Annotated in this window: 23 protein-coding genes and 1 riboswitch; of the genes, 20 read left to right on the forward strand and 3 right to left on the reverse strand. The window is 41.7% G+C overall.

Annotated features, from left to right (window positions below; translation table 11 throughout):
• Positions 1-57: 57 nt before the first annotated feature.
• Positions 58-191, forward strand: a riboswitch (cyclic di-AMP (ydaO/yuaA leader).
• 76 nt (positions 192-267) lie between these two features.
• From NST65_RS02450 to NST65_RS02465, 4 genes are all read left to right on the forward strand, one after another.
• Positions 268-1,509 carry a dicarboxylate/amino acid:cation symporter gene (locus NST65_RS02450; protein ID WP_034283966.1) on the forward strand — a complete coding sequence of 414 codons (1,242 nt, stop codon included), beginning with the start codon at positions 268-270 and terminating at the stop codon, positions 1,507-1,509.
• 127 nt (positions 1,510-1,636) lie between these two features.
• Positions 1,637-2,548: an ABC transporter ATP-binding protein gene (locus tag NST65_RS02455; protein ID WP_046313956.1), complete on the forward strand. Its 912-nt coding sequence runs from the start codon at positions 1,637-1,639 to the stop codon at positions 2,546-2,548.
• Positions 2,541-3,308, forward strand: a complete 768-nt coding sequence (locus NST65_RS02460; RefSeq protein ID WP_041116743.1) for an ABC transporter permease — start codon at positions 2,541-2,543, stop codon at positions 3,306-3,308. Before NST65_RS02455 ends, NST65_RS02460 begins: the two co-directional genes overlap by 8 nt.
• 117 nt (positions 3,309-3,425) lie before the next feature.
• Positions 3,426-3,761, forward strand: coding sequence for a hypothetical protein (locus tag NST65_RS02465; protein WP_017366657.1), 336 nt, complete (start codon positions 3,426-3,428; stop codon positions 3,759-3,761).
• Positions 3,762-3,858: 97 nt separating this feature from the next.
• On the opposite strand, the gene fbpB is transcribed toward NST65_RS02465, so the two are convergent.
• Positions 3,859-4,008, reverse strand: a complete 150-nt coding sequence (gene fbpB / locus NST65_RS02470; protein WP_065215285.1) for a Fur-regulated basic protein FbpB — start codon at positions 4,006-4,008, stop codon at positions 3,859-3,861.
• 315 nt (positions 4,009-4,323) lie between these two features.
• Entirely contained in the window at positions 4,324-4,644 is a 321-nt protein-coding gene (locus NST65_RS02475; RefSeq protein ID WP_034283964.1) for a thioredoxin family protein, read from the reverse strand.
• 184 nt (positions 4,645-4,828) lie between these two features.
• On the opposite strand from NST65_RS02475, the gene NST65_RS02480 reads away from it, so the two are divergent.
• The 7 genes from NST65_RS02480 to NST65_RS02510 all read left to right on the forward strand — a co-directional run bounded on the left by NST65_RS02480 (position 4,829) and on the right by NST65_RS02510 (position 12,278).
• On the forward strand, positions 4,829-5,911 hold the full coding sequence (locus NST65_RS02480) for a D-alanine--D-alanine ligase (protein ID WP_041107469.1): 1,083 nt from the start codon (positions 4,829-4,831) through the stop codon (positions 5,909-5,911).
• An 80-nt stretch (positions 5,912-5,991) separates the two neighbouring features.
• The gene (murF, locus tag NST65_RS02485) at positions 5,992-7,356 is read left to right on the forward strand and encodes a UDP-N-acetylmuramoyl-tripeptide--D-alanyl-D-alanine ligase (RefSeq protein WP_111927706.1); all 1,365 of its coding nucleotides are present in this window, start codon (positions 5,992-5,994) and stop codon (positions 7,354-7,356) included.
• Between the two features lie 18 nt (positions 7,357-7,374).
• Positions 7,375-8,067: an alpha/beta fold hydrolase gene (locus NST65_RS02490; RefSeq protein WP_024427369.1), complete on the forward strand. Its 693-nt coding sequence runs from the start codon at positions 7,375-7,377 to the stop codon at positions 8,065-8,067.
• A gap of 127 nt (positions 8,068-8,194) precedes the next feature.
• The gene (locus tag NST65_RS02495; protein ID WP_046313963.1) at positions 8,195-8,533 is read left to right on the forward strand and encodes a glutamate synthase; all 339 of its coding nucleotides are present in this window, start codon (positions 8,195-8,197) and stop codon (positions 8,531-8,533) included.
• Positions 8,534-8,698: 165 nt separating this feature from the next.
• Complete coding sequence (locus NST65_RS02500; RefSeq protein ID WP_034283956.1) at positions 8,699-10,198, forward strand: DEAD/DEAH box helicase; 1,500 nt, start codon at positions 8,699-8,701, stop codon at positions 10,196-10,198.
• A 114-nt stretch (positions 10,199-10,312) separates the two neighbouring features.
• Positions 10,313-10,792: a PH domain-containing protein gene (locus tag NST65_RS02505; RefSeq protein ID WP_024425383.1), complete on the forward strand. Its 480-nt coding sequence runs from the start codon at positions 10,313-10,315 to the stop codon at positions 10,790-10,792.
• Positions 10,782-12,278: a PH domain-containing protein gene (locus tag NST65_RS02510; protein WP_065215282.1), complete on the forward strand. Its 1,497-nt coding sequence runs from the start codon at positions 10,782-10,784 to the stop codon at positions 12,276-12,278. The genes NST65_RS02505 and NST65_RS02510 overlap by 11 nt, the downstream gene beginning before the upstream one ends.
• A 54-nt stretch (positions 12,279-12,332) precedes the next feature.
• Here the strand turns inward: NST65_RS02510 and NST65_RS02515 are convergent, their stop codons facing one another.
• Positions 12,333-12,938, reverse strand: a complete 606-nt coding sequence (locus tag NST65_RS02515; RefSeq protein ID WP_041116754.1) for a rhomboid family intramembrane serine protease — start codon at positions 12,936-12,938, stop codon at positions 12,333-12,335.
• A gap of 94 nt (positions 12,939-13,032) precedes the next feature.
• Here NST65_RS02515 and acpS point away from each other — a divergent pair, with 94 nt between their 5' ends.
• The 9 genes from acpS (at position 13,033) to NST65_RS02560 (ending at position 19,558) form a co-directional block, all read left to right on the forward strand.
• Positions 13,033-13,398, forward strand: coding sequence for a holo-ACP synthase (gene acpS, locus NST65_RS02520; protein WP_041116756.1), 366 nt, complete (start codon positions 13,033-13,035; stop codon positions 13,396-13,398).
• Positions 13,399-13,558: 160 nt separating this feature from the next.
• Complete coding sequence (locus NST65_RS02525) at positions 13,559-14,575, forward strand: outer membrane lipoprotein-sorting protein (RefSeq protein WP_098677666.1); 1,017 nt, start codon at positions 13,559-13,561, stop codon at positions 14,573-14,575.
• Positions 14,576-14,702: 127 nt separating this feature from the next.
• The gene (gene alr, locus NST65_RS02530) at positions 14,703-15,884 is read left to right on the forward strand and encodes an alanine racemase (protein ID WP_342489296.1); all 1,182 of its coding nucleotides are present in this window, start codon (positions 14,703-14,705) and stop codon (positions 15,882-15,884) included.
• Between the two features lie 294 nt (positions 15,885-16,178).
• Entirely contained in the window at positions 16,179-16,460 is a 282-nt protein-coding gene (locus NST65_RS02535; protein WP_003214273.1) for a hypothetical protein, read from the forward strand.
• Between the two features lie 4 nt (positions 16,461-16,464).
• The gene (gene ndoA / locus NST65_RS02540; RefSeq protein WP_024425388.1) at positions 16,465-16,815 is read left to right on the forward strand and encodes a type II toxin-antitoxin system endoribonuclease NdoA; all 351 of its coding nucleotides are present in this window, start codon (positions 16,465-16,467) and stop codon (positions 16,813-16,815) included.
• Between the two features lie 117 nt (positions 16,816-16,932).
• Positions 16,933-17,763: an RsbT co-antagonist protein RsbRA gene (locus NST65_RS02545; protein WP_098677664.1), complete on the forward strand. Its 831-nt coding sequence runs from the start codon at positions 16,933-16,935 to the stop codon at positions 17,761-17,763.
• A gap of 4 nt (positions 17,764-17,767) precedes the next feature.
• Positions 17,768-18,136, forward strand: a complete 369-nt coding sequence (rsbS, locus tag NST65_RS02550) for an RsbT antagonist protein RsbS (RefSeq protein ID WP_003214235.1) — start codon at positions 17,768-17,770, stop codon at positions 18,134-18,136.
• A gap of 2 nt (positions 18,137-18,138) precedes the next feature.
• Complete coding sequence (locus tag NST65_RS02555; protein ID WP_024427376.1) at positions 18,139-18,540, forward strand: anti-sigma regulatory factor; 402 nt, start codon at positions 18,139-18,141, stop codon at positions 18,538-18,540.
• 10 nt (positions 18,541-18,550) lie between these two features.
• On the forward strand, positions 18,551-19,558 hold the full coding sequence (locus NST65_RS02560; RefSeq protein ID WP_024427377.1) for a PP2C family protein-serine/threonine phosphatase: 1,008 nt from the start codon (positions 18,551-18,553) through the stop codon (positions 19,556-19,558).
• Positions 19,559-19,598 lie beyond the last annotated feature (40 nt).

Consider the following 19,598-nt stretch of genomic DNA (forward strand, 5'->3'; position numbering starts at 1 on the left):
CATATGAACCTGTTTACAATTTTCTAAAAATAAGGTATAAATGGTATGAAAATATCATATTACCACACGCTTAATCCTTCTAAAGGAATGGGGGACCCATGTTTTTGGGGTGAATTTTTCTTATCTGAGAAAAAAGGACATCTCTTCGTCCTAACCCGTCAGCTAACCTCATCAGCGTGAAGAGAGTAGACAGTGGTACATGTATGGACACGCAGGCCCACGAGAAGACTCTCTCGTGGGCTTTTTGACGAGGAAGGGGAGATTTTATTGAAGCTGGCGACGAAAATTATTATTGCCTTGTTTGTAGGTGCAATCACAGGATTGCTGCTCAACCTTTTTGCTCCAGATGTATTCAAAGTGTTAGACCCTTATTTATTTACACCACTAGGTCAAATCTTCTTAAACCTGATTAAAATGCTGGTTGTGCCCATTGTATTCTTTTCGATCACGCTCGGTGTAGCAGGCCTTGGTGATCCGAAGAAGCTAGGCAGAATCGGCGCAAAAACCATTACTTATTTCCTGCTCACTACGACTTTTGCCATCATCATTGGCATCTCATTAGCCTTATTGATCAAGCCGGGAGCCTTCGGCAATTTTGATACAAAAGCGGCTGATTATTCCGCAGAGGAAGCCCCATCAATGGCAGACACACTACTCAACATCATTCCAACCAATCCAGTCCAATCGTTAGTTGAAGGAGACATGCTTCAAATTATCGTCTTCTGTGTATTTTTAGGTCTTGGCATAGCCATGCTTGGTAAAAAAACGGAAGGCTTGCTGAAGCTGTTTGAACAAGGAAATGAATTAATGATGTATCTTGTCGGTGTTGTGATGAAATTTGCACCGTACGGGACATTCGGTTTGATTGCAACGGCAATCGGCAGTCAGGGGCTGGATGCCATGAAAGCGATGGGACTTTACTTCTCGGTCGTGTTAATTGCGCTTATCCTGCATTTCTTCCTGACATATGGATCAACCATTGCTATCTTAGCTAAACGAAATCCAATGGCATTCTTTAAGGGATTTTCACCAGCGATGGTTGTTGCATTTAGTACATCAAGCAGTAACGCAGTGCTGCCGGTATCAATGGAAACAGCGCAAAAGCGTTTAAAGGTGCCAGAGCCGATTTCAAGCTTTGTGCAGCCGCTGGGTGCAACCATTAATATGGATGGCACAGCCATTATGCAAGGTGTTGCGACCATTTTTATCGCTCAAGTGTATGGGGTTGAACTGACGCTTGTTCAAATGCTGACGGTTGTCTTAACAGCTGTTTTAGCAAGTATCGGTACAGCAGGTGTCCCAGGGGTAGGGCTCATCATGCTGGCCATGGTGTTAAATTCCGTGAATCTTCCTGTTGAGGGAATAGCGCTGATCCTTGGTATAGACCGCTTATTAGATATGGCAAGAACCGTAGTTAATATTACAGGTGACGCAGCATGTGCGGTGATTGTTTCTGAAACCGAAAAGAAGCACGAAAAAGAAGCGCCGACACCTAACTTATCACTGTAATAAGCAAGAAGGGCTGACTGGATCAGTCCTTTTTTTCATGGATTGATTTGTCTCGCGTGATATACTTTTTACAGGATGAGCGGTCATAACTGCCGCCACAGGCTTTACATCAGAAGGAGGAACCACTTTGCAGTCTGCTGTTTTAAAAGTAGAGAAAGTCGATAAACTAATTGGCCGGAAAATGATCTTGCAGGATATTTCTATAGACATTGGGCAAGGAGAAATTGTCGGATTACTTGGTCCCAATGGGTCTGGAAAAACAACTTTGATTCGATTGATCGTTGGCTTGATGAAAAAAAACAATGGCAACATCATGATCAATGGATATTCACAAGATGAGGATTTTCTTAAAGCGATGTCATCTGTTGGTGCGATCATAGAAAACCCAGAATTTTATTCGTATTTAACAGGCTTTGAAAACCTTGAAATGTATGCAGCGATGCACGATGGCGTGACGGAGGAACGCATTCAGGAAGTGGTGGAAAGAGTTCGTCTGGAGGATGCCATTCATCAGAAGGTCAAGACGTATTCACTAGGGATGAAACAAAGGCTTGGGATTGCACAAGCTATTTTGCATCGGCCGAACCTGCTCATTTTAGACGAACCGACAAATGGACTGGACCCTGCAGGAATGAAGGAATTCCGGGAGCACTTACAAATGCTTGTAAAGGAAGAAGGAACCTCGGTGTTATTTGCGACGCATTTATTGCATGAGGTAGAGGAGCTATGTGACCGAATGATTATCATTCAAAAGGGACAGATCAAAGCTAGTACTCATCTCCGGGATATGGAGGGGAAAGAGCAGGTGCTGATGAATATTCAGCCAGTAGAAAAGGCGGTCTCATGGCTTGACGCACACGACTATACATATGAACGAAATGGAGCGCGTGTACTGCTTCAACTGAACAAAGAACGTGTGCCAGAGCTGAACAAACAGCTTGTGCTGGCGGGGTTTGATGTACTTGAATTGATGCCTCAAAAGCAGTCAATTGAAGAGGCATTTATGAAATGGACGGAAGGCGGGACGACAGATGCTTAACCTCATCAAGAATGAGCATAAGAAAATCATGAAGAAAAAGATCACACTCATTGCTCTTTTATTGATCGTTGTATTTCAACTGGCCATGGCTCTAACCTTAAAACGAGTCATATCAAGCTTTGGCGGACAAGACACAGTCGCGAACTATTTTGCTTATTCCACGAACGTCGTGTTTATTTTGCAGGTGCTTGCTGTTGTTATTGGCGCGACCTTGATCTCAACAGAGTTTCAGAAAAGGACGATCAAGTTTCTATTGATCCGGCCAAAAACAAGACTGCACATTTTTCTGTCAAAATACATCACACTTGTGCTGACAGTCATTTATTTGTTTGTTTTTTATTATGTTTTGGCTTTTCTATTTGGTCTTATTTTCTTCGGTACTGATTTTGATGAAAGAACAGGGCAATTATTTCAGCATACGTTTGCCGTCATTGGATCTCAGTGGGTGGAAGTGATCATGATGGCAAGCTTTGCTTTTATGTGTTCCAGTTTGTTTAGAAACAGTCTTGTTGCCCTTGTGACCTCGTTTTTTGTTTTATATGCGGCGAAATCACTTGTGCCGATCATGTCTCTCTTAGAAAATCAGTGGGGGAAAATACTCCTTTTCGCGAATACGGACTTTACTCAGTACAGCTTTCAAGGACCGCCGCCTTTTCATGGGATGAGCATTTTGTTTTCTCTATTTATAGTAGGGGCGCATTTTGTTTTCTTTATTGGATCGGCTTGGATTCTTTTTTGGAAACGTGATGTAAATGTGTAAAAATTGTGTCAAATAACAAGAAAAATTCGTGACATCTTTGTGAAAACGAGTCTGTATTTCACGATAACCGGCTGATTTTGTCTTATAATAAGAGGGAGTCATGGAGGTGGCACTATCGTGAAAAATTTCATTACGGCTTTACCAATTTTGCTGCTGCTGTCGTTTTCGTTTGTGTCTTTTGCCTTCCAATTTGATCATCTTGTTTATTTCAGACTAGCGCTGGGGATTTTTTCGTTAGCGGGTCTTTTCTTTCTGTATACACTTAAAAGAAATATGAAATGGTTCATGGTCTATTTATATGCGAGCTGGATCGTTCTTGCTGCCGTCACGACATTTGAGGAACCTGTCTTTTCTCAATTTTTCTTCGGTGGTTTAACGATGACAATGGGTTATCTCACATATATGCTCATTTATTTAGGTATGAAGCAGGACCGTGTAGCGAAATCACATTAAAACAAAAGCCGATAAAATCGAATAACAGATTTTATCGGCTTTTTTATTTTGTTGAAGCAGACAAAAGAGCAGTCAGTGATGACTGCTCCTCTCATAGTTATGATTCACGCCCAGCAGCTGCAAGCTGCTTCTGGTGTTTTTTGTCGATGGTTTCGTAAATACTTTCCATCATTTGAGGATCGCGCATGATGGCCTTTTTGTTCTCTTCAATCAATTGCTGGTAGGTTTTAATTTTCTTCTTAGACATGTGACTCATCGCTCCTTAATAAGAATGGACGTCTATAGGATTTCACATAGATGAAATTGATAATCATTTTCAATTAGCAATTCCATTATACAAAGACAAATGTCAGAAGTAAAGATTCAATTCAGAAAATTCACGTAACCGACATATTCCAATCTGGTTCGACGCTGCATTCTTTCCCAGGAAATAATTTTGTCGTGACTTGTCGTAAGTGAAACATCAATTTGAAACGTTTTGGCTGTGCAGCTCGTCTTATGAAGAGATTTAAAAAGAAAAAAGACATCAGCAAGAGTTTGCTGATGTCCTTCGTTTCATCAATTAAGAAACGTGCTCTTGAAGAAATTCTGTCACTTCTTCAGGCGATTTTGCATTTGCACTGTGTAAATGACCTGTTTTTTCACCATTTTTGAAAATTAACAGGCTTGGAATGCCCATTACCTGATACGTTTCAGCTAATTCAGGGAAATCATCTTTATTTATTTCAAACCATTCATGGTGAGCATAAGCTTCTAGGATGTCTGGAATGAACATGTCCATTCTTGTACAGTCAGGACACCATGTTGCAAAGAATTTAACGATGACTTCTTTGTCTGATTGAATCATTTCATTGAATTGTTCAGTACTTGTGATTTTTTTCAATTTGTCACAACTCCTTTTCAATGTCATTTTAATATAAAATAAAGGCGAATGACATACAAATGCTCGGGAGGCGCATACAACCTTTACAAATCATTTCAATTACGTAACAACAAAAATTAATTAGAGCATTTTTGCTTGAAAGTGATAAGATAGTAAAGATGAATTTTAGTGGGGGGAGTATCCATTGAAAATAAGTTTAGGATTGATTTACGGCGGAAAGTCAGCCGAACATAATGTATCACTGCAAACAGCCCTTGCAGTTACAAAAGCACTTAACACTGAGAAGTTCGATATACATCCAATTTATATTACAGAAGAGGGTGAATGGTTAAGAGGAGAAAAACTCACTGAACCAGTATCAAACGTCAAAATGCTTCAATTTGAACAGAACGCAAAGACGTTTTTACCAACTTCTTTAAATGAAAGCATGTTTCCACAGCCTGCATCGGCTGATGAGAAAATTGATGTTGTCTTCCCGTTGCTGCACGGACCAAATGGAGAAGATGGCACAATGCAAGGATTACTTGAACTGTTAAATATCCCATATGTCGGCAACGGCGTTCTCGCGTCTGCCGCGGGTATGGATAAAGTCATGATGAAAGATGTTTTTGCACAAGCAGGACTTGCACAAGCAAAGCACCTTTCTTTCAATAAAAAAGACTACGAGAAAGCGACACCAGACAGCTTAGAACAGGTTGAAAAAGTACTGGGCTATCCATGCTTTGTGAAACCTGCCAACATGGGATCAAGTGTTGGAATTAGCAAATGCCGCAGCAAAGAAGAACTGCAGACTGCATTTGACCTCGCTTTCCAATATGATCGTCGTGTGGTCGTAGAAGAAGGCGTCGTTGGAAGAGAAATCGAGATTGGTGTATTAGGCAATGATGAGCCGAAATGCTCTGTCGTTGGTGAGATTGCACCTAAAACAGATTTTTATGATTACAAAGCAAAATATGAAGACGGCGATACAGATTTGATCATTCCGGCGAGTGTGTCAGAGGATGAATATAAGACGATTCATGACATGGCAATTAAGGCATTTAAAGCCCTCGATGGATCTGGTCTCGTACGTGCAGACTTCTTCCTTACAGAAAAAGGTGAAGTGTTGATCAATGAAGTGAATACAATGCCTGGATTCACACCATTTAGTATGTTCCCATTACTTTGGAAGCACACTGGTGTAGAGTATCCAGAGTTAATTGAAAAGCTGGTGTCACTTGCAATTGAACGCCATCAAGAAAAACAAACCATTAAAACAACTTTTTAATGTGAGCAGCAAGCAGACACTATCCTTAGGTAGTGTCTCTTTTCCTTCAAACGTGAAATGAGAAAGAGAGGCGAAAAATCATGATCAAACGTACAGTGAAACAAATCGCCCAAATGGCTGGTGGAACCCTATCTAATCAAGCTTTTGGCGAAGAACAGATTCACGGAGTGACAACAGATACACGAAAAGTATCAAACGGCGCCCTGTTTATCCCGCTTATTGGAGAACATTTTAACGGTCACACATTTGCTTCAAAAGCAGTGGAGCTAGGAGCCTCAGCTGTTCTTTGGAATCAAAAAGAAGCCAATCCGCCAGAAGGCGTTCCGGTTATTCTTGTAGAGGATACACTAACTGCGCTTCAACAGCTGGCGAAATCATACTTAAAAGAAGAAAACCCTCGTGTTGTCGGTATTACAGGAAGTAATGGGAAAACCACAACGAAAGATATGATTCATTCCGTCTTGCAAACAGCGTATCAAGTTCATAAAACAGACGGTAACTTTAATAATCATATCGGTCTTCCGCTCACTATTCTTGCAATGCCTGAAGGAACAGATATTGCGGTTTTGGAGATGGGCATGAGTGCAAAAGGCGAAATCGAATTTTTATCAGATCTCGCTGAGCCGGATGCAGCAGTCATCACAAATATCGGGGAATCTCATATGCAAGATTTAGGATCAAGAGAAGCCATTGCTGATGCAAAATGTGAGATCGTAAAAGGGTTAAAAGAAGACGGCATCTTTTATTACTTAGGTGATGAGCCTTTGCTTCGCGAAAGAGCAAGTTCACTCTCTCAGCGTGCAAAAACCTTTGGAGAAGCAGAGGACTGTGATATCAAGGTAACGCACATCAACCAGCTTGCAGAGGGAACAGAATTTCAAGTCGAAGGGTATGCCCAGGGTTTTCTCATTCCTGTATTAGGGAAACATAATGTGAAGAATGCACTTGCTGCTATTGCTATAGGCCAGCATTTTGGGCTGAATGAAAGACAAATTGCCCAAGGACTGATGCAAACGAAGTTGACGGGGATGCGTCTTGAGCTGTTTAAAACAGACAAAGGAATCACTGTCATTAATGATGCGTATAATGCAAGTCCTACTTCTATGAAAGCAGCCATTGATCTTGTGGGAGATATGGACGGTTTCGCCAATCGTATTCTTGTACTTGGAGATATGCTCGAAATGGGCAGTGAAGAAGAAACGTATCATTATGAACTTGGCCGTTACATCAAGCCGGAATTTATTGATCATGTCATGACGTATGGCCGTCTAGGTGCATTCATTGCTGAAGGAGCGAAAAAATCATTCGGGGCTGAGCACGTCTTCTCCTTTATGGACAAAGAGGATCTGAAGAAAAAACTAGCTGAAGTGGCAGGGCCTGACGATGTTGTGCTTGTCAAAGCCTCACGCGGTATGAAATTGGAAGAAGTCATTACTGCACTATAAAAGTGAGAAGGTGACAGAATGATTGGCTGTTTATGTATCCACGGTTTTACGGGTGCCCCTTATGAAGTAGAACCGCTGGCGCAATATTTAAAACAGACGGCAGATTGGGAAGTGCAGTCTGTCACGCTTCCGGGGCATGGGGATGAGCTTCAGTTAAAAGGCATTCTTTATCAAGAATGGATAGCGACAGCTGAACTCGAACTTTTATCCCTTTATCGAACTTGTGACACCGTGTATTTGATCGGCTTTTCTATGGGCGGAATGATTGCTTCTTACTTAGCAGCGAAGTACCCAGTTGCCCGTCTCGTCCTATTAAGTGCTGCGGCTAAATATGTGAACCCAAAACAAATGATGCAAGACACAAGGCAGATGGTAAAGGAGTCCCTGTCAGGGATCATTGATACAAACCCTTTATATGATCGATATCGCCATAAGCTCACAAGCACGCCGCTGTCAGCTGCGATAGAATTTATGAAGCTGGTAAAGCAAACGAAGAATTCGCTTGAGAAGCTTCATCTGCCTGTGTTAATTGTTCAAGGGGAAAGCGACGGGATTGTGCCTGCTTCAAGTGCAGAATTTATTTATCATAAAGTCCCGTCTCGCCAGAAAGAAATGTTTTATTTGCCCGATTGTAAACATCATGTTTGTCATGAGCCATGTGCCCAGCAATTGTTTGAGAAAGTAGAACATTTTCTAAAAAAAGCAATTTAATATATAGAAAAGCTAAAATGTGGCTAAACTAATATAAATTGAATCCCACTTGTTAAAATTTGCATCATTTTTGTCGAATGTGTGACAGGCCTATGGTACAATAGGAAAGAAAAGGTGGTCGATTCGGTTGTTTCAATATGACGGAAAAACCTTTATCCCGCAGTCTAATTCGAGTAACGGAGAAGTATCAGCAGGAACCATATTTCAATATCGTCAGGACGGGAATATATTAACGGGCACATATCAAGGCGGCAGTATTATATCTGGCGTACTTGTAGGAACTGTGAATGAGGATGGAACACTTCATTTTAGATATCACCATGTAAGCAAGGACGGCAGCATGAGAAGCGGGACTTGCAATTCCACTCCAAAGCAGCTGGATAACGGAAAAATTCAACTGTTTGAAAAGTGGAAATGGATGGACGGAGATCAAAGTGAAGGTGAATCTGTCATTGTAGAACAGTAGATATATCCATTTCTGTCTTGTTGAAAAACAAATAGTGTAATGGTAAGATATAAGGTAGGGTAATTCGGGCTTTGTATATAATGGACCTGTCCTTTCAGAAAAGGGCAGTTTTTAATGATCATTCACGAGATTACTGAAACAGCAATTAGAAGGAGTTTGAATAAATTGACTATAACGTTTCAAGATTTTCAATTAAGCGAAAGTCTCATGAAGGCTATTAACCGCATGGGATTTGAAGAAGCAACACCGATTCAAGCAGAAACGATTCCTCTCGGTCTTCAAAATAAAGATGTCATCGGACAAGCACAAACAGGAACAGGAAAAACTGCAGCATTTGGTATTCCTCTTGTAGAAAAAATCGACCCAGCGTCTCCAAATATCCAAGCGATTATCATTGCGCCAACAAGAGAATTAGCGATTCAAGTATCTGAAGAGCTATATAAAATCGGCCAAGACAAGCGTGCACGCGTACTTCCTATTTACGGTGGACAAGATATCGGCCGTCAAATCCGTTCGCTCAAGAAAAATCCTCATATCATCGTAGGGACTCCAGGACGTTTACTCGATCACATTAACCGTCGTACAATGCGTCTTCAAAACGTTGAAACAGTTGTGCTAGATGAAGCAGACGAAATGCTAAACATGGGTTTCATCGAAGACATTGAAGCGATCCTTTCAAATGTACCAAGTGAACACCAAACACTTTTATTCTCTGCGACAATGCCTGCACCAATTAAGCGCATTGCAGAGCGTTTCATGACAAACCCAGAACACGTAAAAGTAAAAGCGAAAGAAATGACTGTATCTAACATCCAACAGTTCTATTTGGATATTCACGAACGTAAAAAGTTTGATACATTGACTCGTCTTCTTGACATTCAATCACCTGAGCTTTCAATTGTCTTCGGCCGTACGAAACGCCGTGTTGACGAATTGACTGAAGCACTTAACCTTAGAGGTTATACAGCTGAAGGAATTCATGGTGACCTGACTCAAGCAAAACGTATGGTTGCGCTTCGTAAATTCAAAGAGGGTTCAATCGATGTGCTTGTCGCAACAGACGTTGCAGCACGTGGACTTGATATCTCAGGCGTAACACACGTGTATAACTTTGACGTACCGCAAGATCCAGAAAGCTACGTGCACCGTATTGGACGTACAGGACGTGCTGGACGTACAGGTATGGCGATGACATTCATCACACCACGTGAAAAAGATATGCTTCGTGCGATTGAGCAAACGACTAAACGTAAAATGGATCGTATGAAAGAACCTACACTAGATGAGGCGATTGAAGGACAACAGCAAGTAACAGTTGACCGTCTACGCACGATCATCAGTGAAAACAACTTGAACTTCTATATGACAGCTGCTGCTGAATTGTTGGAAGATCATGATTCTGTGACAGTGGTTGCAGCTGCGATTAAAATGATGACAAAAGAGCCGGATGCAACGCCAGTTCGTTTAACAGATGAAGCACCGATGATTTCTAAACGTCATCGTAACAACCGCAGCTCTTCTAAACGCAGAGACGGCGGCGGTGGCGGAGGCTACCGTGGAAAAGGCAAGAACACCCGTTCATCTTATGGTGATAAAAAGCGTTCTTCAAATGACCGCAATCGTTCTTCTAACGATCGTCGTCAAAAGAAATCTTATAACAACTAACATACAAGAGCGAATCCTTTGCAGGGTTCGCTTTTTTTAACAGGCTGAAATTGAAACTTTTTAGGCTTTGTTACGTAATATATTGATAGAAAAGTATGAGAATGGGGGAAGAATGTGAGAAAACAGCCGCAACGTCAAATTAGTTTAAATGGTTTAAAGGTATGGCGTCTTCAAAATGGAATTATCTCATTGATTTTCTTACTCATCATCATTGGGGTATTTGTTGCCAGCTACTATTTTCAATGGCCATATTGGATTGGAGCGATTCTTTCTGGTTTATGGGTCTTACAGGTCATTTTTGGCATTTGGCTCATACCAAAAATCCGCCACCACATCTGGCGCTACGAAGTATTCGAAAATGAAATTGAAATACAGCATGGACTCATTCGCGTCACACGTGTAATTGTGCCAATGGTTCGTGTTCAGCATGTTGATACATCTCAAGGACCGCTTTTAAGGCGCTACCGTTTGGCCTCTGTTCAAATTTCGACTGCTGCCACAGTTCATGATATACCGGCGCTAGAATTAGAAGAGGCAGATGAGCTTCGTGATTACATATCTCGTTTAGCAAGGGTGACGGAAGATGATGTCTGAACCAAAACGTGTACACCCCATTTCGATGTTCATTGATTTTATATCAGATGCTGTATCCATGATCAAAAACTTCATTATCCCTTTTTTCGTGTTGATTTTTGTGAACTCGAATTCAAGCATTCGCTTTTATGCATTTATCATTCTTGGTGTGCTTCTTTTATGGAAAGCTGTTTTTACCATTTTAGAATGGAGACGATTCACTTACCGGATGGAAGACGATGAATTTCGTGTGGAATCGGGTGTGATTACGAAAAAGAAAAAATATATCTCGTTAGAACGAATTCAAACGGTCAATACAAGTGAAGGTATTTTCCAGCGGATTTTCGGTTTAGTGCGGGTTCAAATCGAAACGGCAGGCGGAACGGATGGTCCAGAAGTGAGCCTGACCGCGATTACAAAAGCAGAAGCGGAACAATTAAAAAAGTCGATTTTCAACCGGAAGAAAAGCTTGCAGGAAGAAGAAATGACGGATGAAGCAGGTGATCTGAATGGCCATTTGACTGCGCAAAAACCTATGCAGGAAGAAATCAATGTCTCCTATCGTATGGGTGTGCCAGAATTGCTTTTGGCTGCGACCACTTCAAGCGGTATCGGTGTCATTATCTCAGGGTGTCTCGCCATCTACACGCAAATAGATGAAATTCTCCCTTTGGACGGGTTCTTCAAGCAGTTCTCTTTTTTAAGCCATGCGAGCATTGAAATCTATGCGATTTTGATATTTCTTGCTGTATTGATCGCATGGATCTTGAGTGTTGGGGTAACAGCACTTCAGTATGCGAATTTTGCTGCAAAGCGGAAAGGGAATGACATCATCATTACAAGAGGGCTCATCGAGAGACATCAAATGACCATTCCACTTGCGAGAATTCAAGCAGTGAAAATCAAAGAGAATATGATCCGTGAGCCTTTTGGTTTTGCGACGGTGATGCTTGTTAGTGCAGGAGGTTCGATTACAGAAAAAGAAACCTCTTCCGTCTTATTTCCGCTCATTCGGAAGAAAAAAATAAATGAATTGCTGTCACAATTCACCGATCATTATCATGTAGCACCAGAAACAGAGCTGAAAAAAGTGCCAAAACGTTCGCTCAAGCGCTACCTGATCTCATATGGCTTTGTGCCGTTACTTGTAGGTATCATCCTGTCGGTACGCTTTCCGCCATGGGGATATTTGGGACTCATTCCGTTACCGCTTGCTCTATTCTTTGGCTATTTAGCTTATAAACAATCAGGATATACAATCAAAGATTCATTGATTCAAATGACATCAAGAGGAATTGGCAAGACCACTGGCATTGTCTTGAGAAAACGAATGCAAAACTATACGATGACGCAATCTTTTTTCCAAAAGAAAGGCCGGGTCGCCAGTATTCACACCTTTGTGAAATCCTCTGCGCTGCTTGATTCCTTTGGTGTGCATCACCTTGAGGAAGAAGATGCGGCACGTGTATTTGATTGGTATTCGTATGAAAAAAATCAATCGTCTTAAACGAAAAATGTCGATCAGCTCCTGCTTGAGGAGTGATCGACATTTTTTATGAGATTAATAGCGTCTTTTTTTCGAATGGAAAAGCAGCGTAATCGGTGCTAGAATCATACCGCCGATCAATCCAAATAAGTGAGCCATGATATTGATGTTCGAATTGACGAACGTCATGATGACAGAAACAGCAAGAATCGTTAAAATCACTTGTGAATTCCCGCGGTCCATCATGTGCGGTTTAAACAGGACAAGGTATAGATAAACCCCAAACAAACCGAAGATCGCACCAGAAGCGCCAACATGTACATACTCTAAAGGCTCCACCCAATAGGTTCCGAGATTGCCAATGAATCCTGCACCGAGATAAATGATTAGAAATCGAACCTTCCCAAGCAAATGTTCAAGCGCTGGAGCGAACAAGAAAAGGGACATGGAATTGAATAAAATATGCGTGAGACTCCCGTGCAGAAAAATAGGTGTGACGAGACGCCACCATTCCCCAGCTGCTACACCATAATTGAAACCGACGAGATGATCCTGTCCAAGCTGTATAATAGGGATAGGAACCGCAAATATAAGCCACAGGCCGATTTGTAAAGCAAGGATCGCTGTTACGATTGGATACGATCTAATAAATTGTTGAAAGCTCTCCGTTCGAATAAACATAACAAACCCCTTTTGACTAGATAATGGTAAGTTTATAGTAACACGTTTATGAAGCGAACACTCAAATTAGTACGAGTATCATAGGAGGTACCTCATGATCAAAGGAATAGGCATTGATATTGTAGAGATCGACCGTCTTTCGCGGGTGCTCAGCAGACAGCCCCGTTTACCGGAACGAATTTTGACTTTAAGTGAACAGGACGTCTTTCTTACACTCAGTGAAAAAAGACAGCTGGAATTTTTGGCAGGACGCTTTGCGGCAAAGGAAGCCTTCGCTAAAGCATACGGAACGGGAATCGGTCAGCATTTAAGCTTTCATGACATAGACATTCAAAAAGACGATAAGGGGAAACCCTTCATCAAAAGCGAGAAAGCAGAGGGAGATCAGGTCCATGTGTCGATAACCCATACAAAGGAATATGCTGCTGCACAAGTTTTAATTGAAAGGTTGTCAAGCTAGTCTGCATATTGTTTGTCCCCCCTTCATATATTGGGTAGTGCGATAAGGAAGGGCGAGTTGCTAACAGGCTTTGATGGTTCGCGGTACGCAGTTAACTCTTGAGGCGTACTGTTAAAGTCAAACAAGCGGTTTCTTCCTTTTAACACAATTAACGAAGGGGTTGAAAAGGGTGAGAAAAAGCTTTGTTTTGCTTGTAACGGGAATCCTTTTTGTACTGATTCTCTCCGCATGCGGTCAAAAATCTCAGAAGGATATCGTTGGAGATTTAAACAAAAAGGCAGAGGAAATGACATCATACAAAGCCAAAGCAAAAATGACCATTGAGACAGGAAATGACCCGCAGGAGTACCAGGTAGAAATTTGGTACAAAAAGCCGGAGCTTTACCGTGTCTATTTAGAAAATCCGAAAAAGGATCAGAGTCAAGTCATTTTAAGAAATGGCAATGGTGTGTTTGTGCTGACACCTTCATTGAACAAGAGCTTCCGTTTCCATAGTGATTGGCCGAATAATAGCAGTCAGGTCTATTTATTCGAATCACTTGTGAAGGACATTAAAAATGACAGTGCAGCTCAGTTCAAAGCGAAAGAGTCAAAGTATGTGTTCGAAACGAAGACCAATTATCAGCACAACCAAATGCTGCCTACCCAAGAGATTACCTTTCATAAGAAAACAATGGCGCCTGCCAGTGTGAAAGTGCTGGATAGCGACAAAAAGCCAATGGTGAAAGTGGAATTCTCTCACTTTGAATTCAATAAATCCTTTGACAAAGATGCATTTGATGAGAAGAAAAACATGACACTCTCTCAAATGGATGTTGCCACAAGTGCAGACCCATCTGACAGCTTTGCGGTGAAAACACCAGTTGATATGCCAGAAGGCGTGAAGAAGATGGAAGAAAAAGAAATGACGACAGATGCTGGGAAGCGTTATGTGATTACTTACGGCGGCAAGAAATCCTTCACACTCATCCAGGAAAAAGCGAGAGTAGCTGAAGCATCTACGCCTGTCACGATGAACGGCGAGCCGGTCGATCTTGGCATGACAGTAGGGGTTCTGACAGATCAATCCCTCTCATGGACATCTGACGGAGTTGACTATTTAATTTCCTCAAGTGATCTATCGAAGGAAGAGCTGTTGATGGTTGCAAAGAGTGTAGAAGGCCAGTCAGCTAAATAGGCGAGAGCCTTAAAAAACAACATATCAGCCCTGTGCAAGGGCTGATTTTCTTTGATTTGTTTCACATTATTCTTGATTTTTAGTATCATATGAGGGGATTGAATCATTCAATAGGGAAGTGTGACTGATGGACACAAATGCCTTTTATAGAGACACATGGGCAGAAATTAATTTAACAGCAATCAAGCACAATGTTTCACATATGAAAGATCATATCGGTCAAAATGTTCAATTGATGGCTGTTGTGAAAGCCAATGCATATGGACATGGAGATATAGAAGTGGCAAGAGCTGCCCTCAAAGCAGGTGCAGACTTGTTAGCTGTAGCCTTTTTAGATGAGGCCATTTCTTTAAGAAATCAAGGCATTAAAGCACCGATTCTTGTACTCGGCGCTGTGCCGCCGGAGTATGTCAAAACCGCTGTTCGATACAATGTGGTCATGACCGCTTACTCCACCAGCTGGCTGAGGGAAGTCGTCGATATGATGAAAGGGCAGATGGGACAACCCATTCGTTTTCATTTGAAAATAGACAGCGGAATGAACCGTTTAGGTGTGAAAACGTTAGAGGAAGTGAATGAAGTAAAGAAGCTTGTCAGCGAGCATTCTTATTTACAGCTGGAAGGTGTATTTACTCACTTTGCGACAGCAGATGAAAAGGATGAGAACTATTTTGAGCGGCAAGTCGACACCTTTCAAACCCTGCTTCAGCCGCTTCATACGGAAAAGCTGCTCGTTCATTGTGCCAATAGTGCAGCAGGTTTGAGGTTTAAAGAAGTGTTGTTTAATATGGTTCGCTTCGGCATCAGTATGTACGGGCTGTCACCATCAGAGGAAATCAAAGATGAACTTCCTTTCAAGCTGGAAGAAGCCATGTCTCTTCATACAAAGCTTGCCCATGTGAAGCTCATTCAAAAGGGTGAGAGTGTCAGCTATGGGGCGACGTATACAGCTAATCAAGATACATGGATCGGTACGGTACCAGTCGGCTATGCAGACGGATGGATCCGGAAGCTGGCAGGCACGGAAGTACTTGTTGGCGGTAAGCGCCGGAAGATTGCCGGAAGGATATGTATGGATCAATTCATGGTTGAACTGAAAGATAACCTTCCGGCAGGGGAGCCAGTCGTTTTGATTGGTGGACAAGGTGAAGAAATGGTATCAGTCGATGAAATTGCAAAAAGGCTTGAAACCATTAACTATGAAGTCACTTGCTCCATTGGCCACCGCGTCCCAAGAGTTTATATAGAGGACGGCAAAAGGGTGCATGTGCGGAATCCGCTTCTTCAAGGCGGGTCCAGCTTTTTCTAAACAGCTTTCACAGGAACGATCGTCAAACTGACATCGTTCCTTTTTATTCTACAAAGAAGGCGTAAACATTCTCCCTTTTTTAGAGATTTTGGAAATACCGTATGATTTTCGGAAAAAAGCGTATAATGTGAAAGAGGAACTCCATTATCATCTTTGATTTACGGGTGAACAGCCGCTTCATGTTCTAATAAGAAATCATGAAAAAACAGCTTTGCTTGCGCATTGAATAATGGTATGATTAGTCTTGGAATGGATCGAAACGGTATCCGTAAGTTTTGTGGAGGTGTATGTTTTTTGTCTGAATCCAGCGCAACAAACGAAATGAAGATTCGACTACCGGAGGCTTTGATGTCTGAAATCGAACGAGTAGCAGAGCAGGATAAGGTAACAAGAAATGAATTGATCTACCGAGCGACAAAAACGTATATTCGTGAACGCAATATTCGACAAAATCGTGAATCGATGAGACGCGGCTACATGGAGATGGCGAAAATTAATCTGAATATCTCTTCAGAGGCACAATACGCAGAATTTGAGGCTGAGAATACAGTTGAGCGATTAGTCAGCGGGGGTTAAACATTTGATTGTTAAACGCGGTGATGTTTACTTTGCTGATTTATCTCCTGTTGTTGGCTCCGAGCAGGGCGGGGTTCGCCCAGTATTGGTGATTCAAAATGACATTGGAAATCGCTTCAGCCCGACTGCTATCGTTGCAGCCATAACAGCCCAAATACAAAAAGCGAAATTACCGACTCACGTCGAAATTGATGCAAAGCGCTACGGCTTTGAACGAGATTCTGTCATTCTCTTGGAGCAGATTCGTACAATCGATAAACAAAGATTGACAGATAAAATCACACATCTTGATGATGAGATGATGGAGAAGGTTGATGAAGCCTTACAAGTTAGTTTGGCTCTTATTGATTTTTAATATGGTGAGATTTGGTTGCTCTCTTGGGAGCAACTTTTTTTTGTGTTCAATTTTTATTAACGTTATAATGAAGAAAGACTAAAAAGAAGTGCTGTTTATGTACGTAGGGGGTAAAACATGTCGAATCATATCGTGTTAGCTTTTGCAAGAGAGCATCGAGAGGAATTACAAAAAGAGTGGACGGACATTTTTAGACGACTCGGAGAAAAAGAAACGGACATGATGCTGAACGACAATATGTATGAAACCATCTGTTCGGAATATGTTCAATTAATCATTACATCTCTTTCAGAAGGGTATGCTGAAGATTTTGAAGAAAAAGTGCAAACTTTTGCTTTAAAAATTGTTCAAATGGGTATATCACTTAAGTTACTGGCAAATGGTCTAACAGAAATCCGTTCACATTTATATCAAAAAATGAACGATGACAAAGATACAACAGAAGAAAGTCATGACCTCATCTGGCAAATTGATCGATTCATCACACCTATTCATAACGAGATCTTAAACCAGTATTCCATCTCATGGGAGAAAACAGTCAACCTTCAAAAAATCGCGCTGCAGGAACTTTCTGCCCCGCTGATCCCAGTATTTGAGCACATTACCGTCATGCCGCTTGTTGGAACAATTGACACAGAACGTGCCAAAAAAATTATGGAGAATCTGCTCAACGGTGTCGTCAAACATCGCTCACAAGTCGTCTTAATTGATATTACGGGTGTACCTGTCGTTGACACAATGGTAGCGCATCATATCATTCAAGCATCAGAGGCTGTGAGATTAGTAGGTGCGAAGTGCTTGCTTGTCGGTATTCGTCCAGAAATAGCCCAAACCATTGTGAACCTTGGAATTGATTTATCTCAAGTTACAACAAAGAATACCCTTCAAAAAGGAATTCAAACTGCTTTGGAAATGACAAATCGAAAAATTGTTTCATTGGAGGGATAACCCAGTGAGAAATCACCCGAAGATTCCAATCTTAAAACTATATAACTGTCTTCTGATTTCGATACAGTGGGAGCTTGATGATCAAACAGCTCTCCACTTTCAAGAAGACTTGCTGAATAAAATTCATGAAACAGGAGCAAACGGTGTTGTCATTGACCTCACATCCGTTGATATGATTGATTCCTTTATTGCAAAGGTATTAGGTGATGTGATCACGATGTCCAAGCTCATGGGGGCGAAAGTTGTATTAACAGGAATACAGCCGGCAGTCGCTGTGACGCTGATTGAACTTGGAATATCGCTTGAAGAAATTCAGACAGCACTAGATCTTGAACAAGGGCTTGAGACACTGAAGCGGGAATTGGGGGAATAGATATGAAAGACCAATCCTGTGTAAGAATATTGACGGAATGGGACATAGTCGCAGCAAGACAATTGGGGCGCAATGTTGCAAAAGAACTTGGATTTGGAACAGTTGACCAAGCAAGAATTACGACGGCCATTTCAGAATTAGCTCGAAACATCTATTTATACGCTGGTAAAGGTCAGATTTGTATAGAAGAAGTGATGGAGCGCGGAAAGCGTGGACTCAAAGTCATCGCAGCCGATGAGGGGCCGGGTATCATGGATATACGTAAAGTAATGGAAGACGGATTTTCAACATCAGGCGGACTCGGAGCAGGTCTTCCGGGCGTCAGACGGCTGATGGATGAATTTAAATTAGATTCTGCACCAGAACAAGGAACGGAGATACAAGCTGTTAAGTGGCTTCGCTAGGAGGGAAACCATGGATTTTAAGGAGGTAATGGAGCAGCGGTACCATCAGCTGCTCAGTCGTTATATCAGTGATTTAACTGAAACATCGCTTTATCAAGCTCAAAAATTTAGCCGTAAAACCATTGAGCATCAAATACCTCCTGAAGAAATAGTGAGTGTTCACCGAAAAGTGATTCAGGAGCTTTACCCTGATTTGCCGGAAGATGTTTTTCATTCACTAGACTTCTTAATTGAAGTCATGATTGGGTACGGACTTGCCTACCAAGAACATTTAACACTCAGAGGCATCCAGCAAGAAATAAAATCTGAAATTGAAATTGCTGCAAATGTTCAGCAAACCCTTCTGGAAACGAAAATTCCAGAAGGAGATACCTTTGATATTGGTGCAATTAGTGTACCGGCAAAACAGATGAGTGGAGATTATTACCACTTTGTGACGGATCACGATACAATCAATATCGCGATCGCAGATGTCATTGGAAAGGGAATCCCGGCTGCGCTCTGTATGTCGATGATTAAATATGCGATGGATTCCTTGCCAGAGTCAGGGAGCGGCCCAACAAAGGTGCTGAAAACCCTGAATCGTGTAGTCGAGCAAAACGTAGACCCAAGTATGTTTATCACGATGTTCTATGGCAGCTATAATAAAGAAACGCATGAGTTTAAATACGCATCGGCTGGTCATGAGCCGGGCTTTTTCTATTGCAAAAAAGAGAACACATTTTACGATTTAGACGCAAAAGGGCTTGTCCTTGGGATCGCACCAGAATTTGACTACAGACAGTACGAGAAGCATTTGGATGCAGGAGACATGGTGATCTTATTCTCTGATGGGGTCACAGAATCCAAGTCAGAGGATGGTTTCTTAGAGAGGGAGGACATCAAAACACTCATATCAGAGCACCTATCCTACTCAGCTCAAGAAATGGTGGATGCCATCTACGCCAGCTTACTCAAACTGCAGGATTTTCAGTTGCACGATGACTTTACTTTACTTGTTCTCAAAAGAAAGGTTTAGAAAGTGAACATGCGGGTATATAAAACTTTAGGAAACAAGA

The sequence above is a fragment of the Bacillus sp. FSL P4-0248 genome, from assembly GCF_038593305.1.
GTDB classification, from domain to species: Bacteria; Bacillota; Bacilli; order Bacillales; family Bacillaceae; genus Bacillus; species Bacillus safensis.